The 14,435-nt window shown below is 68.4% G+C and carries 12 protein-coding genes; 5 read left to right on the top strand and 7 right to left on the bottom strand.

Going from position 1 to position 14,435, the window contains the following annotated elements; translation table 11 throughout:
- The first annotated feature begins 351 nt into the window (after positions 1–351).
- Genes DKM19_RS38500 through DKM19_RS38485 form a run of 4 tightly spaced genes read left to right on the top strand, consistent with a single transcriptional unit; the run spans position 352 to position 4,748 of the window.
- Positions 352–1,743 (top strand): aspartate aminotransferase family protein, encoded by a 1,392-nt coding sequence (locus tag DKM19_RS38500; protein ID WP_204358424.1) that lies wholly within the window; start codon positions 352–354, stop codon positions 1,741–1,743.
- Positions 1,725–2,765 carry an NAD(P)-dependent oxidoreductase gene (locus tag DKM19_RS38495; RefSeq protein ID WP_110702678.1) on the top strand — a complete coding sequence of 347 codons (1,041 nt, stop codon included), beginning with the start codon at positions 1,725–1,727 and terminating at the stop codon, positions 2,763–2,765. Before DKM19_RS38500 ends, DKM19_RS38495 begins: the two co-directional genes overlap by 19 nt.
- A gap of 16 nt (positions 2,766–2,781) precedes the next feature.
- Positions 2,782–3,846, top strand: coding sequence for a UbiA prenyltransferase family protein (locus tag DKM19_RS38490; RefSeq protein ID WP_110702677.1), 1,065 nt, complete (start codon positions 2,782–2,784; stop codon positions 3,844–3,846).
- A gap of 20 nt (positions 3,847–3,866) precedes the next feature.
- On the top strand, positions 3,867–4,748 hold the full coding sequence (locus tag DKM19_RS38485; RefSeq protein WP_110702676.1) for a BTAD domain-containing putative transcriptional regulator: 882 nt from the start codon (positions 3,867–3,869) through the stop codon (positions 4,746–4,748).
- Positions 4,749–4,773: 25 nt separating this feature from the next.
- Here the strand turns inward: DKM19_RS38485 and DKM19_RS38480 are convergent, their stop codons facing one another.
- The 6 genes from DKM19_RS38480 to DKM19_RS38455 form a co-directional block, all read right to left on the bottom strand.
- Complete coding sequence (locus DKM19_RS38480) at positions 4,774–5,928, bottom strand: endonuclease/exonuclease/phosphatase family protein (protein WP_110702675.1); 1,155 nt, start codon at positions 5,926–5,928, stop codon at positions 4,774–4,776.
- Between the two features lie 94 nt (positions 5,929–6,022).
- A complete protein-coding gene (locus tag DKM19_RS38475) occupies positions 6,023–7,063 on the bottom strand; it encodes a glycosyltransferase family A protein (protein ID WP_110702674.1) in 1,041 nt (346 codons plus the stop codon).
- Between the two features lie 3 nt (positions 7,064–7,066).
- The gene (locus tag DKM19_RS38470) at positions 7,067–8,098 is read right to left on the bottom strand and encodes a glycosyltransferase family 2 protein (RefSeq protein ID WP_110702673.1); all 1,032 of its coding nucleotides are present in this window, start codon (positions 8,096–8,098) and stop codon (positions 7,067–7,069) included.
- A 99-nt stretch (positions 8,099–8,197) separates the two neighbouring features.
- Positions 8,198–9,262, bottom strand: coding sequence for a lysylphosphatidylglycerol synthase domain-containing protein (locus tag DKM19_RS38465; protein WP_162642079.1), 1,065 nt, complete (start codon positions 9,260–9,262; stop codon positions 8,198–8,200).
- Positions 9,259–10,344, bottom strand: coding sequence for a glycosyltransferase family 2 protein (locus DKM19_RS38460; RefSeq protein WP_110702671.1), 1,086 nt, complete (start codon positions 10,342–10,344; stop codon positions 9,259–9,261). The genes DKM19_RS38465 and DKM19_RS38460 overlap by 4 nt, the downstream gene beginning before the upstream one ends.
- Before the next feature lie 18 nt (positions 10,345–10,362).
- Positions 10,363–11,589: an endonuclease/exonuclease/phosphatase family protein gene (locus DKM19_RS38455; RefSeq protein ID WP_162642078.1), complete on the bottom strand. Its 1,227-nt coding sequence runs from the start codon at positions 11,587–11,589 to the stop codon at positions 10,363–10,365.
- Positions 11,590–11,969: 380 nt separating this feature from the next.
- Between DKM19_RS38455 and DKM19_RS38450 the strand changes: the two genes are divergently transcribed.
- The gene (locus DKM19_RS38450; protein ID WP_162642077.1) at positions 11,970–12,986 is read left to right on the top strand and encodes a glycosyltransferase family A protein; all 1,017 of its coding nucleotides are present in this window, start codon (positions 11,970–11,972) and stop codon (positions 12,984–12,986) included.
- Between the two features lie 397 nt (positions 12,987–13,383).
- Here the strand turns inward: DKM19_RS38450 and DKM19_RS38445 are convergent, their stop codons facing one another.
- Positions 13,384–14,103 (bottom strand): NPP1 family protein, encoded by a 720-nt coding sequence (locus DKM19_RS38445; protein WP_110702668.1) that lies wholly within the window; start codon positions 14,101–14,103, stop codon positions 13,384–13,386.
- Positions 14,104–14,435 lie beyond the last annotated feature (332 nt).

The raw sequence follows: 14,435 nt of genomic DNA, 5'->3' as shown, positions 1-14,435 counted from the left end.
CCGAGGTCGCGCGCTGAGCTGTCCTTTCTGCCGGCGTTCGCCGGACGACGGCATCGACCTATGCAGATTTGTATAGGGCAAGGTATAGCCACATTTAACACTATTGGCGACATGTATCTCGTTTTCTCATACCTCTAGGAGAAGGCGGCACCGTGCGCAGGCGTACCAAAGGGCTGACCGAAAACAGCGGCGGTACCGCTGCGAAAATCCAACCGGCGCCCGCCTGGCGACGATTTTCATCCTCGGACCGAAATGCGCCCGTAACGTCAGAATCGGTCAATTCGCACAAAACCCCGGGAAAGGGCGGACGTGTCTGAGTTAATCGGCATCGATGAGTGTGAGAGCCTTACCGTGAAGCAGGTTCAGAACCTGTACGGGAAATATGTGAGCCGGAGCCAGGTCAACCTCATGACCTCCTTCGGTTTCGGTCGCGAACTTGTCGAACGTGCCGAGGGCGCCTGGATCTGGACACGCGATGGCCGCCGGATTCTCGACGTCACCGGCGGGGTCGGCGTTCTCAACCACGGCCACAACCATCCGCGCATCCTGGAGGCACGGCGCCGTTTCGCCGAGCGGCGGCGCATGGAAGTGCACAAGGCATTCTTCTCGCCCTATTTGGCCGCACTGAGCCATAACGTGGCCACGCTGCTGCCGGGCGACCTGAACATCTCCTATTTTCCGAACTCGGGCGCGGAGGCCAACGAGGGCGCCGTCAAGATGGCGTACAAGTATCACGGCGGCCGGCGTAACACGATCCTGCGGTCCGACATCAGCTTCCACGGCAAGACCCTCGGCGCGGGGAGCCTGACCGGATCGTCCGAGAACGCGTTTCGATTCCCCGGGCTTCCTGGCATCGTCGTCCACCCGTTCGGCGACGTCGCGGCCGTGCGGGCGGCGGTCGACGCCGCGCGCACCCCCGACGGGAAGTGCGACGTCTACGCGCTCATGGTCGAGCCGTACAGCGCGTCGAGCATGCGCTGCTGGTCGGAGACGGACCTTCACGAGCTGCGCCGGATCTGCGACGAGCGCGACATCATCCTGATCTTCGACGAGGTGTACACGGGATGGGGTAAGACCGGCAGCCTCTTCTACTTCATGCGCTACCAGGGCCTGCTGCCCGACATCCTGGTGTACTCGAAGTCGCTGGGCGGCGGAAAGGCGTCGATCGCCGGATACACCGCGCGCGAGCCCATCTTCCGCAAGGCGTACGACCGGCTCTCCGACGTCATCCTGCACAGCACGACCTACTACGGGTTCGGCGAGGAGACCGCCACCGCGATCGAGGCGATCAACGTGGTCGTCGAGGACGACTATCCCGCGCGGGCGCGGCAGATCGAGCGCATCCTGAAGCCCGGCCTGGAGAACATCCAGAAGCGTTACCCGGAGGTGGTCGGCCAGGTGGCCGGAACGGGGGCGCTGTGGGGAGTGTTCCTGACCGGCGGCCCCAAGGTGCTCGACATCGCCGGCAAGCTGGCGCCGGGCTTCTCCGGAGATCCGCACTTCCGCACCAAGCTGATCACCCTCTCGGTGATCGCCGAGCTCTACCGCGAGCACGACATCGTGTCGTACTACAGCCCGAACGTCGAGAACCCCCTCGTCGTCGCCCCGACCCTCGCCATCGAGCCCGACGACCTCGAACACTTCCTGGACGGCCTCGACAAGACCCTGGCCAAGGGCCTGCCGCGGCTGCTCGCCCGATTCGTGCGGGAGAAGGTGGGGTCGCGATGGCCTATCGGGTCGTAGTGACCGGCAGCGCCGGAATGCTCGGCGGCAACCTGGCCCGGCGGCTCGTGCTCGCGGGCCACGAGGTGATCGGCGTGGATCTGCGCCCGCAGTCCGACCCGGCCCCGCAGTGGCAGCACCGGGTCGGCGACGTGCGAGACGTCTCGCTGATGGCCGAGGCGATGGCCGGGGCAGACGCGGTCGTGCACTGCGCCGGCGCGCTGCCGAGCTATCCGGCGGAGCAGATCCACAACCTGATCGTCGGAGGCACGCACAGCGTGCTGGAGGCCGGTCGCCAGGCCGGCGTGGAGCGGGTGGTCCACATATCCTCCACCGCCGTGTACGGGCTTCCGAAGCTGGTGCCCACGCCGGAGGAACATCCGCGCGAGCCGGTCGACCCCTACACCAGGGCCAAGACCGAGGCGGAGGAGCTGGCCGAGAAGTACCGCTCCGGCGGGATGTGCGTGCCGATCCTGCGCCCCAAGACCTTCCTCGGTCCCGGCCGGATGGGCCTGTTCGCGATGCTCTTCGAGTGGGCCGAGGAGGGCCGTAACTTCCCGGTCCTCGGCCGCGGGGACGTGCGCATCCAGATGCTCGCCATCGAGGACCTGGTGGACGCCGTGGCCGGCGTCCTGACGGCACCGGCGGACATCGCGAACGACACCTACAACCTCGCGGCCACGGAGTTCGGCACGCTGCGGGAGGACTTCCAGGCGGTGCTCGACGCGGCCGGTCACGGCAAGCGCGTCGTGTCGCTGCCCGTCCGACCGGCCCTGGCCGGACTCCGGCTGCTGGAGCGGACCCGGCTGTCGCCCGTCTACGGGCGGCTGGTGCACAAACTGCTCGCCGACTCCTACGTCAGCACCGACAAGGCCCGCGAACGGCTCGGTTTCCAGCCCCGGCTGTCCAACCGCGAGGCGATCCTCCGTACGTACGCGTGGTGGCGGGAGCACCGCACCGCCGGCTCGCCACAGGGCGCCGGCCAGACCAGTCGCGACGCGTGGCGGCAGGGTGCGCTGTCGCTGGCGAAAGTCTTCTTCTGAGCTGACCGGGGAGATCATGTACGTCGTCGAGCCGACAGGCATTCCAGAGAGCCCGCAGCACCGCGAACCGGTGCCGGGTCAGGCAGCCGAGACCCGGGAGGCGGCTCCGGGCCAGATGGCTCCGGGCCAGACAGTGGAGATCTGGGAACCGGCCACGGGCCAGATCGTGGAGGTCCGGCCACACCTGGTCGCGGACCTCTTCAGTTTGATACGGCCATCGCACGCGGCCAAGGCGATCCTCCTTGTGCCGCTCGCGCTCATCGACGCCTCCCCGTGGAACCTCGCCACCGTGGGCAGGGTCATCCTGGCCACGGTCGCGTTCATCCTGGCCTCCGCCGCCGTCTACGTCGGCAACGACATCGCCGACCGGCACCGTGACGGGCACCACCCCGTCAAGCGCCATCGCCCCGTCGCCGCCGGCCGCGTGGGGATCGTGGTCGCGTACGTCTACTGTGCCGTCCTGCTCACGCTGCTCGGCGCCATCGTCGCCCTCGCGCCGGGATCGTACTGGCCGGTACTCGTGTACTTAGTGATCAACGTCGCCTACAGCGGCTTTCTCAAGCACATACCGCTGGTCGACGTGGGCACGGTGGCGGTCTGTTTTGTCCTCCGGGTCGTCCAGGGGTACGAGGCGATCGGAGGACGGCCGGCCGCCTGGTTGCTGGTCACGGTGTTCTCGATGTCCCTGCTGCTCCTCATCGGCAAGCGGCGCCAGGAACTCCTGGACACGGGCGCCGCGCACCGGCCGGCGCTCCGCGGCTACTCGATGGAGCTGACCAACTGGCTGCTGCAGATCGCCTCCGTGCTCGCCCTCGTCTCCGGCCTCATGTATCTGCGCGACGAGGGCCCGTTCGGTCCCGACTACGGTCAGACGGCGATGCTCCTGTCCACGCCCTTCGCGCTCTTCGCCCTCTTCCGCTACCTGCAGATCCAGCTGATGGACGAAGACGGCGGTGACCCGGTCCGAATCCTGCTGCGGGACCGCGTCATGGTCACCAACTCGATGTTGTGGGCCGCCACCCTGGGCGTGACGCTCGCGTTCGCCCACTATCCGGCCCTGGCTGCTGCCGTCCCACTGTGAGAGCAACACGGAAGGAAAGCATGGAAGTCCGCATATTGGGCCCGGTTGAGGTGACGGTCGATGACCGGCGCGTCTCTCTAGGACCACCTCAGCGACGTGCGGTGCTGGCCGCCCTGGCGGTCGATGTCAACCATCCCGTATCCCTTCAGGCGTTGATCGACCGGATCTGGGATCTTCCGCCGGACCGGGCGACGGATTCGCTGTACGCCCACATCGCGCGCCTGCGGCAGGCACTGACGGGAACCGCGGTCTCCATCGAGCGCCGCGGTGGCGGTTACGTGCTGGAGGGCGACCCCGACCGGGTGGACGCCTACCGGTTCCACCGGCTGGCGAAGCAGGCGCAGGCCCATGCCGGCGACGACTTCGCCCGGGTCGCGCTGCTGGCCGAGGCGATGGAGCTCTGGCGAGGCTCACCGCTGACCGACATCTCGGGAGACTGGGCGGCCAGGATCCGGTACAGCATCGAACAGCAGTTCGTCGGTGCCATCGTCACCTGGGCGCAGGCACACCTGCGGCTGGGACGGCCCGAGGCGGTGGTCACCGAGCTCACGCCCCTCATTCCCCGTTACCCGCTCGTGGAGCCGCTCGCGAGCATGCTGATGCGCGGTCTCTGCGCCCTGGGGCGCACCGCGGAGGCGGTGGCCCAGTACGCACGCCTGCGCGGGTATCTGGCCGACCAGCTGGGCATCGAGCCGGGACCGGAGCTGCGCGCGCTGCACCAGGAGATCCTGCACGGCGATCACGACCCGCCGGCCTGGGCGGCCGAGGGGGCGGTCCGGACCGGCATCGGCCACACCGGTCCGGTCTGGGTGCCACTCGGGCAGCCGCCACGGGCCGAACCGCCGATCTGGGTCCATCCCACGGCCCACGTGCCCGGCCGGGTGCTGTCCCGCAGGCACTGACCCTGCTCCGGAGCGCGTTCTCAGATCACGGACCCGTCGAGACGACCAGGCGCTGCCCGCTGTGGTCGGAGAGGCCCTTCGACCGGATCAGCTCGTACCGGTGCACGGTGACGTCCGATGTGGTGAACGCCCAGTCGATCCGCCACAGAGGCCATCGATCGTCCCAGGACGTGGGGTAGAGCGATCCGAGCACCGGGGTGGCGTCGACCATCCGATCCGGCAGCAGGCGCATGATGCCCATCGCCGGTGAGGCGTTGAAGTCTCCGGCCAGGACGGCCGGGTTCGAGTTCTTCTCGATGTCGGCCGCGAGCGTGCGGAGGTTGGCCTGCCGCAGCTCGTGCTGGGTCCGGTTGAGGCGGCGGGGGTCCAGACCGGGCGGAGAGGCGTCGACGGGGGAGTTGATGTGCGCGTTGTAGAACGAGACGGTCTTCTCACCGACGCGTACGTCCGTGCGCAGCGTCTTCACCGTGGGGAAATCGGGCAGAGCAGGGCTGGACGGTATGGTCACGTCGCGTTCTTCGGGCAGCCACGGGCGCAGGTCGATCCCTTGCTCCGAGACGATCGGGAACCGGGAGACCGTCACCATCTCGCTCGCCACGGCGATGTGATAACCGGGGAACTCCCGGCGCAGCCTGGCCGCGTCGTCCACCCGGATCGGCTTCGAATCCGTGCCGAAGTAGACGTACTCCTGCAGGAGATACACGTCCGCCCTCTGGTCCCGGAGATACCGGTAGAAGTCGGCGACCTCACGCGGCGGAGTGCCGGTGGGCGGTGGCATCGCCCCACCCGCCGCCGGCTGGTCCCAGTACCAGGTGTTCCAGGAGAACACCGTGATCGCGTCCGGCGGGGCCGGGGCCGACCGGTGCCACAGGGAGGCGGGGTTGAGTCCGCTCACGCCCCCGCCGAGCGCCACGGAGGCGAGCGTCACCGCCGTGATCCACCCTCGGGCCAGGCGTGCGGGCAGGGCCACCGCGAGCAGCAGGACCGGGACGACCGCGAACGTGATCGGTGGAACGAGCTCCGGAACCTGCCACCACCACACCCGGCCGGACAGCGCGCGATGGAGCGCCACGAACACCAGCCAGGCGACCGACGCCGACATCACCGGCCAGGTCGCCCAGCGCGACCGCCGGGCGCGCCGGGGCTCGGCGGTCGCGGTCGCGACCTGGGTGTCGGTCACCGGCGGCCGCGTTCGGGACGTACACGGGAGGGCGTCTCGGGTGCGCCGAGACGCAGGCGGGGCGCGGGCATCCCGGGTGTGCACGGACGAGTCGTCACATCGCGGCCTCTCCGGCGGCCGCGGGCCGCACGCGCAGGTCTGGTTCGTAGAGCCTACGGAACCTGGCCGAGCAGAACCACTGCACGACCCCGGCCGCCACCCCGGCCGCGATGGTCACGTTCACCACAAAATGCACCGCACCGTAGTAGAGCAGGAACAGCGGGCCACGCCGGCGCAGCACGAACCGGTACATGCCGAGGTCCGCCAGGATCGACACGGCCAGGGCGAGGACCGGCAGCGCGGCGCCGATGGGACCGAGCAACACCGCCGGTGCCGTGACCACCGCCGCCAGCGCCGCGAGACTGCCGCCGGCCCGGTTCGAGGTCTCGAACCCCTGGGCGAACCGCTTCCGCTGCGCGTACAGCGGCACGCGGGCGCGCCCCCGCCGGAACAGCTTGCGCAGCAACTTGAGCAGCTTGTCGTCGTGGTCGTGCCGGGAGCGCACCGCCGTGGTGAGCACCATGCCGTACCGCTGGGTGAGGCGGTGACCGTAGTCGACCTCCTCGGTCTCGCGCAACCGGGTGTTGAACAGCCCGACCTCGTTGAACACGTGGCGGGGTATCGCGACCAGAGCCGGGAAGAGGAACGAGATCGGCCCCTCGGAGCTCGCCGTCCAGTAGTAGTACTGCAGCGCCCGATACTCCTCGACGCGGCTGTCGCGGATCAGTGGCTCCGGGTCGTGGATGCTGCACACCGCCCCGAGCCGCGGGTCGGCCGCGAGCATGGACACCGCCACCTCGACGGCGTCGGGGTAGGCGGCCACGTCGGAGTCGACGAACACGAGGATCTCACCGCCGGCGTGGGCGGTGCCGAGGTTGCGCGCCCCGGCCACGCCCAGGTTGCGCTCGGTGCTGACGACCCGGACACCGAGCCGGCGCGCGACCGCGACCGAGTCGTCGGTGCTGCAGTCGTCCACCACGATCAGTTCGATCGGCTGGTAGGTCTGGGCCTGCATGGCGAGCAGGCAGAGCTCCAGCGAGGTCGCGTAGTTGTGATTGGGCACGATCACCGATACGAGGGGGCGGGGGTCGCTCATCGCTCACGCACCCATCGCCGGCGCGGACTGCTTCGGCATGTCGTAGGTACGCCGGAACCGAGGGGACACCAGGCACTGCGCGACACCGACGAACACCGCCACCGCGACCGTGACGTTCACCAGGAAGTGGACCGCGGCGAAGTAGAGGGCGAACGCCGCACCGGCATAACCCCAGACGAAGCGGTACATCCCCAGATCCGACGCGATGGAGCCGAGCAGCAGCAGGATCGGCACGAGCAGCCAGAGCGGGCCGAACAGCACCGGCAGCACCGCGGTGACCACCGCGAACAGGGCGGCGAGCGAACCCCAGCCGCGGCTGCTGTTGGTCGGGCCGCCGTTGAAGTCCGGCCGGCGCAGGTAGAGCGGGATGTGCAGGCGCGCGCGGTGGAAGAACTTCGACAGCACCACGCTCAGCCGGTCGTCATGGTCGTGCGCGCCCCGGATCGTGAGATCCAGCACGATCCGGTAGCGCTGGGTGATCCGGTGACCGTAGTCGGCGTTCTCGCTGTGGCGCAGCGCCGGGTTGAGCGGGCCGATCTCGTGGAAGACCCTGGTCCACATCGCGAAGATCGCGGAGTAGATCGTGGTGATGTCGCCTGCGTCGCCGGAGATCCAGTAGTGCAGCTGGAGGCTGCGGTACCGCTCCACGCGGCTGTCGGGGATCAGCGGCTCCGGCTCGTACGTGCCGCACACCACCCCCAGCGTCGGATCGGACGTGAGCAGCGCCACCGCGTTCCCGACCGTGTCCGGGGTCAGCGCCACATCCGAGTCGAGGAAGAACAGCACCTCCCCGAGTGCGTGCTGGACGCCGAGGTTGCGTGCCGCCGGCGCACCGATGTTGGTGTCGGTGATCAGCACCCGCACCCCGTGCCGATGGGCTATCTCCACCGAGTCGTCGGTGCTCCGGTCGTCAACGACGATCACCTCGATGTGCGGGTAGTCCTGCCGTTCCAGTGCGCTCAGGCACAGGTCCAGCGTGCGGGCGTAGTTGTAGTTCGGCACGATGACCGAGACCAGCGGTTGCCGTTCATCCATGATCGATGACCCCTTCGGGTTGGCGGGCGGCCATCGGACGGGAGGGGACCCGTCCGCCGGACGCTCGCTCGCACTCGTCTGTTCCGATGCCTGACATGGCTACTTGTCTCCCGCCACGCTCGTGGGAGCCGACTCCAACGCCGGTTCCACCGCCGACTCCACGTCCGGCTCCAGCGCCGGGCCCACGGCCGGCTCCAACGCCGGCTCCACGGCGGGGGCACGCCGGATGACGACCTCGGCCACCGCCAGCGCCGCCGCTCCCAGCGCCACCTCGCTGACCGTGGAGATCAACCGGCTGGCCACCGCCACCACCGCGGCCGCCGGCGGGGGCAGCACCACCGTCAGGGCGGCGGTCAGCACCGCCTCGCGGACGCCGATCCCGTCGGGTATCACGACCGTCAGCATCCCGACCGTCGTGGCCAGGGTGAACGCGCCCACGCACAGTCCCAGGGACGGCAACGGGTCGGCCCCCATCGCGACCGCCAGCAGCCAGAGGTGCAAGCCGGTGACCAGCCATGACACCGCCTGCGCGACGACCGCCAGCCGTATCCCGCGGGCCGAGGCCGACTTGGGGTCCGGCTGGCGCAGCAACCGCAGCACCAGGTTCGCGCCCTGGTTGACCAGCTGCGGCCGTACCAGCACGACCACGATCAGCAGCGCCGCCGCGGCCGGCCACGCCACCTGGGCGCCGAGCATCTGCACACCCGCGAGCAGCCCGATCGTGAGCCCGGTCAGCAGCACCAGGCTCATGCTCAGCGCCGCGGTGCTCATCAGCCGCGCCAGGCCGACGCCGTTGGCCGTGGCCACCTTGGCCGCGGCGATCAGGCCCGGCACCTTTCCGGGCACGTACTTGCTCAGGAACACCACGAAGAAGACGCGTGCCACCCGTGGTCCGCTGACCGGCGAGCCGAGTTCGAGCAGCACCACCCGCCACGACAGAAAGCCGAGGAGCAGCCCGACCGTGCTGGCCAGCAGCGCCCCGGCCAGCAGGAGGGCGATCTGCCCGCTGTCGCGCTGTGCGAGCACGACGGCGACCACGCTCCAGTCCTGCCCGGCCAGTGTCGCGCCGAGCGCGCCCACCAGGACCAGCACGAACGCGATGACCAGGACGCGCCAGAGCGCGCGGGGCAGGCGGGGCAGGCGCCACGGCCGGCGCGCGGTCACTCTGGCGCACCGGCCGAGGAGACCGGGGTCAGGCCGGTCTTGGCCGGGTGCCCCTGGCGGCGGAGCAGCTCGTAGACGAGTCGTGGCAGCCCCGCCCCGGCTCCGAGGAAGAACGCCGTGTGGTAGCAGAACTGCATCCAGGCCATGAGCAGCGCGAAGCCCGCGCCCTTGTACCGGTAGGAGTATCGGAGGAAGTCACGGTTCACCGTCACGAACACCGCTAGCAGCGCCGCGAGCGCCAGGAGCAGCCACGGCACGAAGAAGACGAACGGCAGCGTGAACAGGCTCAGCGCCGCCGAGACGGAGGAGATCCGCGGCGGCAGGCGGCGGGTACGGGGAGCCGGTCCGATCATGTCCAGCCGGAACCCGATCGTGTCGTCGTGCTGCAGCTGCCGCGCCCTCAACATGATCACCGGAAGGGTGCTGGCCCTGACGAACCGCTCCCACATGCACTCCCAGAACCGGTCGACGTCGTCCGCCTTGGTGACCACGGTCGCGGTCACCACCAGCCGATACTTGGACGGGACCCGGTTGCCGAACTCGAAGTCCTCACCGTCGCGCAGCCGCTCGTCCAGCCCGCCCGCCTCGCGGTAGACCGTACGCGGGATCAGCGAGTTGGACAGGAACGTGGACACCGCCCGCTGGCGGTCGAAGTGCTCGGAGAAGACGCGATATCTCTCCACCGGACCGTCGTCGTACAGCGGTTCCTTGTCGTAGATCCCCTGGACCATGCCGCAGTCGGGTGTGTCCCGATAGGCCTGCACCGCGTTCTGCACCGCGTCCGGCGCCAGAGCCGTGTCGGAGTCCACGAAGAACAGCAGGGGCGCGCTGCTGGAGTCCACCCCGAGGTTGCGGGCCGCCGACGGCCCCTGGTTGGCCGGCGGCTCGATGATCGTGCAGGGGAACTCCCGCGCGATCTCCAACGAGCCGTCCGTGCTGCGGTCGTCGACCACGATCACCTCGGCCAGGGGATACGTCTGCGCGTACACCGCCTCCAGGCAGGCTCGCAGCGTCTTCCTCTTGTTGTAGTTCGGCACGATGACCGCGACACCCTCGGGCCGCGCCGTCGCCGGCTCCGTCATATGAATTCCTTCCACGACTCAGTGGCCAACGGATAGAACCGCTTGTTGAGGGCGATGGTCGGACAGGCCGGCGGCTCCGGGCATCTCATAGCGGTGCACGGCGATGTCCGGAGTGGTGAACATCCAGTCGAGCCGCCAGAGTTCGCCGTATCCGGCGGTCCACGTGGCCGGATACAGGGACGGCAGGGCCTGGGTGTGATCGACCAGCTTCTCCGGCAGCAGCCGGAGCATCCCCATCGCCGGTGTGGTGTTCAGGTCGCCGCCGAGCACCACCGGGTGGTCGTTGGCCTCGATGTCCGTCCGAAGCGCCTGATAGCTCGCCTCCCGCCGGGCATGGGCGTACTGGTTGGAGTCGCGGGACCCACCGTCGTACAGCCGCCAATCGAGCGGGGGCTGGTTCACCTGCGTGTTGTAGAAGGAGACGACCGTGCCGTTCACCTGGATGTCGGTGCGCAGCGTCTCGACCGTGTAGGAGGTCGGCCAGTCCCGCATCACCTCCGGCACCTGCTTCTGGTCGGCGGGCAGCCACGGGGTTATGTCGAGACCCTGCCGCCCGACGATGGGGAGCCGCGAGAGCGTGATCAGCTCTCCGGACGTCGCCACCTCGTATCCCGGGAACTCGCGCCGCAGTTCGGGCAGCTTGTCGATGCGCAGGGCCATGTCGGCGGTCCACTTCGACGCCATCATGTCCCCCGCCGAGGTGTCGACGTACAGGTACTCCGCGAGCAGGTAGACGTCCGCGTCCATCTTGCGCAGGTAGTCGTAGAAGTCGGGCGAGTAGCCGTTTCCGTCGGAGGTGCGCCAGTCCTGGTCCCAGAACTCGGTGTTCCACGCCACCAGGGTGATGGCTCCGGGCGGCGCGGGCGGCGGGGTGTACCAGAGGGTCGCCACGTTGATCCCGCTCTGTCCCGCGCCGAGCACCAGGGTGAGAATCAGCGCCGTGATGACCCGCCACCGGACCGGGCGCGCCAGCGGCGCCACCACCAGCAGCAGCGCCGGCACCACCACGAACATGAACGGCGGGATCAGGTCCAGCGGGGCCCACAGCGAGGTACGGCCGCTCACCAGCCGATGCGCGACCACGAACAGCAGCCACCCCGTGGTGGCGGTCACCACCAGCCGGGTGCCCAGGCACCACCGTCGCCGCGGCCGGATGAACCGGCCAAGGCGAACCCGCCAGCCGACCGGCTTCTCGGGGGGGACATCCGTGGGCTGATCCTCGGTCATGATGTCCCGGTCGCCCATCAGCACACCACCTCGGCACGTAGGTCAGGCCGGCGACAGCCATTGACGATCCGCGATCACTTTCAGCGGTTTCAACGTACTGACCGGTTCTTGTCGCTTCCTTGTTGTTCGGCGATCGGCAGCGGTCGGCGGTGGTCGGCCGTGATTCCTGTGGGGTCCGGCGCCGCGGACCATGCGGGAAGGAGACCGTACGACATGGCGGAGCGCACGACAAGAATGAGACAAGCCGCCGCGGCTAGCGTGGGCCGGGCGCAGGGCGGTCCGAGGTCGGGATGTGAGCCGTGGCCGGTTGACCGAGGTACCGCCATTGCAGCCTGCCCCCATCACCGGCCAACACCCAGCGGTTCGGAAAGAGCGGCCTTCAGCCAATGGAGCGACCCATGGAACGCCCGTTAGTCTCGGTCATCATCCCCAGCTTCAACCGTTCCCACGTGTTACGCCTGTGCGTAGGTGCGATCCAGGAGCAGACCTACTCGCCCATCGAGATCATCGTGGTGGACGACTGCGGCACCGAGGACGCGGCAGAAGTGGCGAGCTCGATGGGCGCCACCGTGCTGCGCACCGAGGTCAACGGCGGGGCGTCGCCCGCGCGCAACCTCGGCGCCGAGCACTCCCACGGCGAGATCCTGCTCTTCCTGGACGGTGACATCGCCCTCGACCCGGACAGCGTCGAGAACGCGGTGAACATCCTCCGGTCCGAGCCGAAGCTCGGCGCCCTGGGGGGCATCCTTCACCCCGAGCCGCTGGCGTCCCGGAGTCTCGCCGCGCAGTATCGCGCGCTGCAGATGCACTACTGGTGGATGCCGACCGACCGTCCGACCCTTGAGCTGCACGCGGCCGTGCTCGCCATACCGGCCGAGGTGTTCAAGGAGATCGGCCCCTTCAACCCGAATCTGAGCGACACGGTGTCCGCCGACTACCGCTACCGGGTGATGCAGAAGGATTACGAGGTGCGCATCACCGCCGCCGTCTGCGGCCGGGCCGACCATGACTCCACACTGCGGATGATCCTGCGCAAGGTGTTCCGGCGCGCACGGGTGAGCGCGATGGAGTGGGCCCGGGGCGAGACGCCGGGCGACTCCGTACCGCGTGCGTTCGGCGGTGTCCTGCTGCTCGCCGCCGTGCCTGCGCTTGCGTTGCCGCTGCTGTTCGGCCCCCTCGGCGCCCTCGTGTCACCGCTGTTCGTCGCCGCCGCGGTGGTCCTCGACGGCAGCACCTACCGCCGGGTGTTCGCCCGCCGGGGCCTCCTCTTCGGCCTCTACTTCAGCGCCGTCCATCTTCTGGTCACCCTCGTGGGAGCGACGGGGGCGGGGATCGGAGTGCTCCAGCGTGTCCTGGGGCGGAGACGGCCGAGCCCTCAGTGGGTCCCCCGGACCGGTGACCTGGAGAGTCAATGACGCTGGGGAGAGCGTCGACGCGAACGCCGCCCTGGACGTTCTACCTTTTGGTAGTGGAATGCGTGCTTTCCCCACCGTCACCGGGCCGGTGACGGTGGGGCGCTTGTGATCTTCGCTGCGGCGATGCCGGCGTTTGTCGCCGATGAGGAGCGGATGACGGGAGATCGCCCGGTCGCCGACCCCGGTGGAGGGCGGGAAGCCGCCTCCACCGGGGTCGGGACCCGGCCACCGCATGATCTTCAGATGTCCTCACGGACACGGCATGATCATGCGGTGGCCGTACTCGGGTGACCTCGACCGGCAAAATTGCGAGGTGTCACCGGAATGCGTTTCGAGGTGTCACCGGAATACTGCGAATTCAACTCGTGCGATCTCCGACGCGAACCGGATGCTCGGCTCAAGCGTAGGGATCGAACGGGATTCCGGCCGGCTTGGCCTTTGCGAGCTCTCCCTCGAACGAGCCATCCTTGATCCCGAAATGGGCGCTGCCGAAATCGTAGTTGACCAGTCGGTCGCGGAATCCGGGCGGGTAGTTGTCCCAGCCGATCAGCGTCGGCCACTGCCACTGCCCCTTGTGGTTCTCCGGCTTCTCACCGAAATTGGCGTGGCGGAAACAGTGGGTGCTTGCGCCGTCCTTGTGGTAAACGACAAACGGGTGTTTCCCGGTTTCGTCCCAGGGGATGTCATTTCTGTGGCGGGTCGTGTAATTGCCGTGCGCGGACGTCGAGACGTACATGCCCCACTCGCCCTGCACCCATACGACGACGTGCTCCCAGTCGTTCCTGTGTCCGGCGCTACCGGGCCCCAGTGCCGCCTGGTCCTTCTCGAAGTAGAGCGCGTACATGTACGCGCACCAGCCGTTGTTGCATTTCACGCGTGAGTAGGCGTTGGTGTTGTCGAGGTCCCACGAGTCGCGGCAGTGGCCGTTCTCGGCGCCGCCCAGGGACAGGCCCGGGGCGATCGTTCCGTCGCGCCCGATGGCCGGAGTGGGGTAGCAGCCGTCGCCGTCGTAGTCGAAACCCGGCTCGTATATGCGGTCGGGCCACGGAGCCGCCCAGTCGAGAGCGTTCGGCGGATCCGCGAAGGCGATTCCGGGAAAAACGACGAGCATCGTCATGGCCGCCGTAAACGCGCGGAGGGTGAACGACAGCTTTCCGAACCGACGTCGGTTCCGGCTCTTGACCGGAGGCGCACCGACCGGAGATTCCCCGGATAACACTTGCCGCATTAAACTTCCCTATCGATTTTTGGCAGCCTGAAACGGCTGTGGCCGCTGAAGGGTAGGACATTTCGTACCATGATCGAGGATCACGGTAGGATCTTGACAGCTTTAAGTCAAGCTTGAAATAAGTTGGAGTTTAATGACGCGTGAACCTTTGGCATCGAGAACATCGGATGTCAGGCGACGCGGCTCGGACCGGACAGGACTTCTCCGCGTGGTCGTTACGG

Origin of the sequence: Streptosporangium sp. 'caverna', assembly GCF_003203775.1 — a bacterium.
Taxonomy (GTDB): domain Bacteria; phylum Actinomycetota; class Actinomycetes; order Streptosporangiales; family Streptosporangiaceae; genus Streptosporangium; species Streptosporangium subroseum.
Note: the sequence above shows the minus strand (reverse complement) of the source record. Positions and strands in the feature narration are given on the sequence as shown.

What these genes read in the sequence shown, in the direction of transcription:
- DKM19_RS38495 (WP_110702678.1), top strand. Translation starts at nt 1,725, where the DNA reads ATGGCCTATCGGGTCGTAGTGACCGGCAGCGCCGGAATGCTCGGCGGC.
- DKM19_RS38490 (WP_110702677.1), top strand. Translation starts at nt 2,782, where the DNA reads ATGTACGTCGTCGAGCCGACAGGCATTCCAGAGAGCCCGCAGCACCGC.
- DKM19_RS38485 (WP_110702676.1), top strand. Translation starts at nt 3,867, where the DNA reads ATGGAAGTCCGCATATTGGGCCCGGTTGAGGTGACGGTCGATGACCGG.
- DKM19_RS38475 (WP_110702674.1), bottom strand. Translation starts at nt 7,063, where the DNA reads ATGAGCGACCCCCGCCCCCTCGTATCGGTGATCGTGCCCAATCACAAC.
- DKM19_RS38470 (WP_110702673.1), bottom strand. Translation starts at nt 8,098, where the DNA reads ATGGATGAACGGCAACCGCTGGTCTCGGTCATCGTGCCGAACTACAAC.
- DKM19_RS38460 (WP_110702671.1), bottom strand. Translation starts at nt 10,344, where the DNA reads ATGACGGAGCCGGCGACGGCGCGGCCCGAGGGTGTCGCGGTCATCGTG.
- DKM19_RS38455 (WP_162642078.1), bottom strand. Translation starts at nt 11,589, where the DNA reads ATGGGCGACCGGGACATCATGACCGAGGATCAGCCCACGGATGTCCCC.
- DKM19_RS38450 (WP_162642077.1), top strand. Translation starts at nt 11,970, where the DNA reads ATGGAACGCCCGTTAGTCTCGGTCATCATCCCCAGCTTCAACCGTTCC.
- DKM19_RS38445 (WP_110702668.1), bottom strand. Translation starts at nt 14,103, where the DNA reads ATGACGATGCTCGTCGTTTTTCCCGGAATCGCCTTCGCGGATCCGCCG.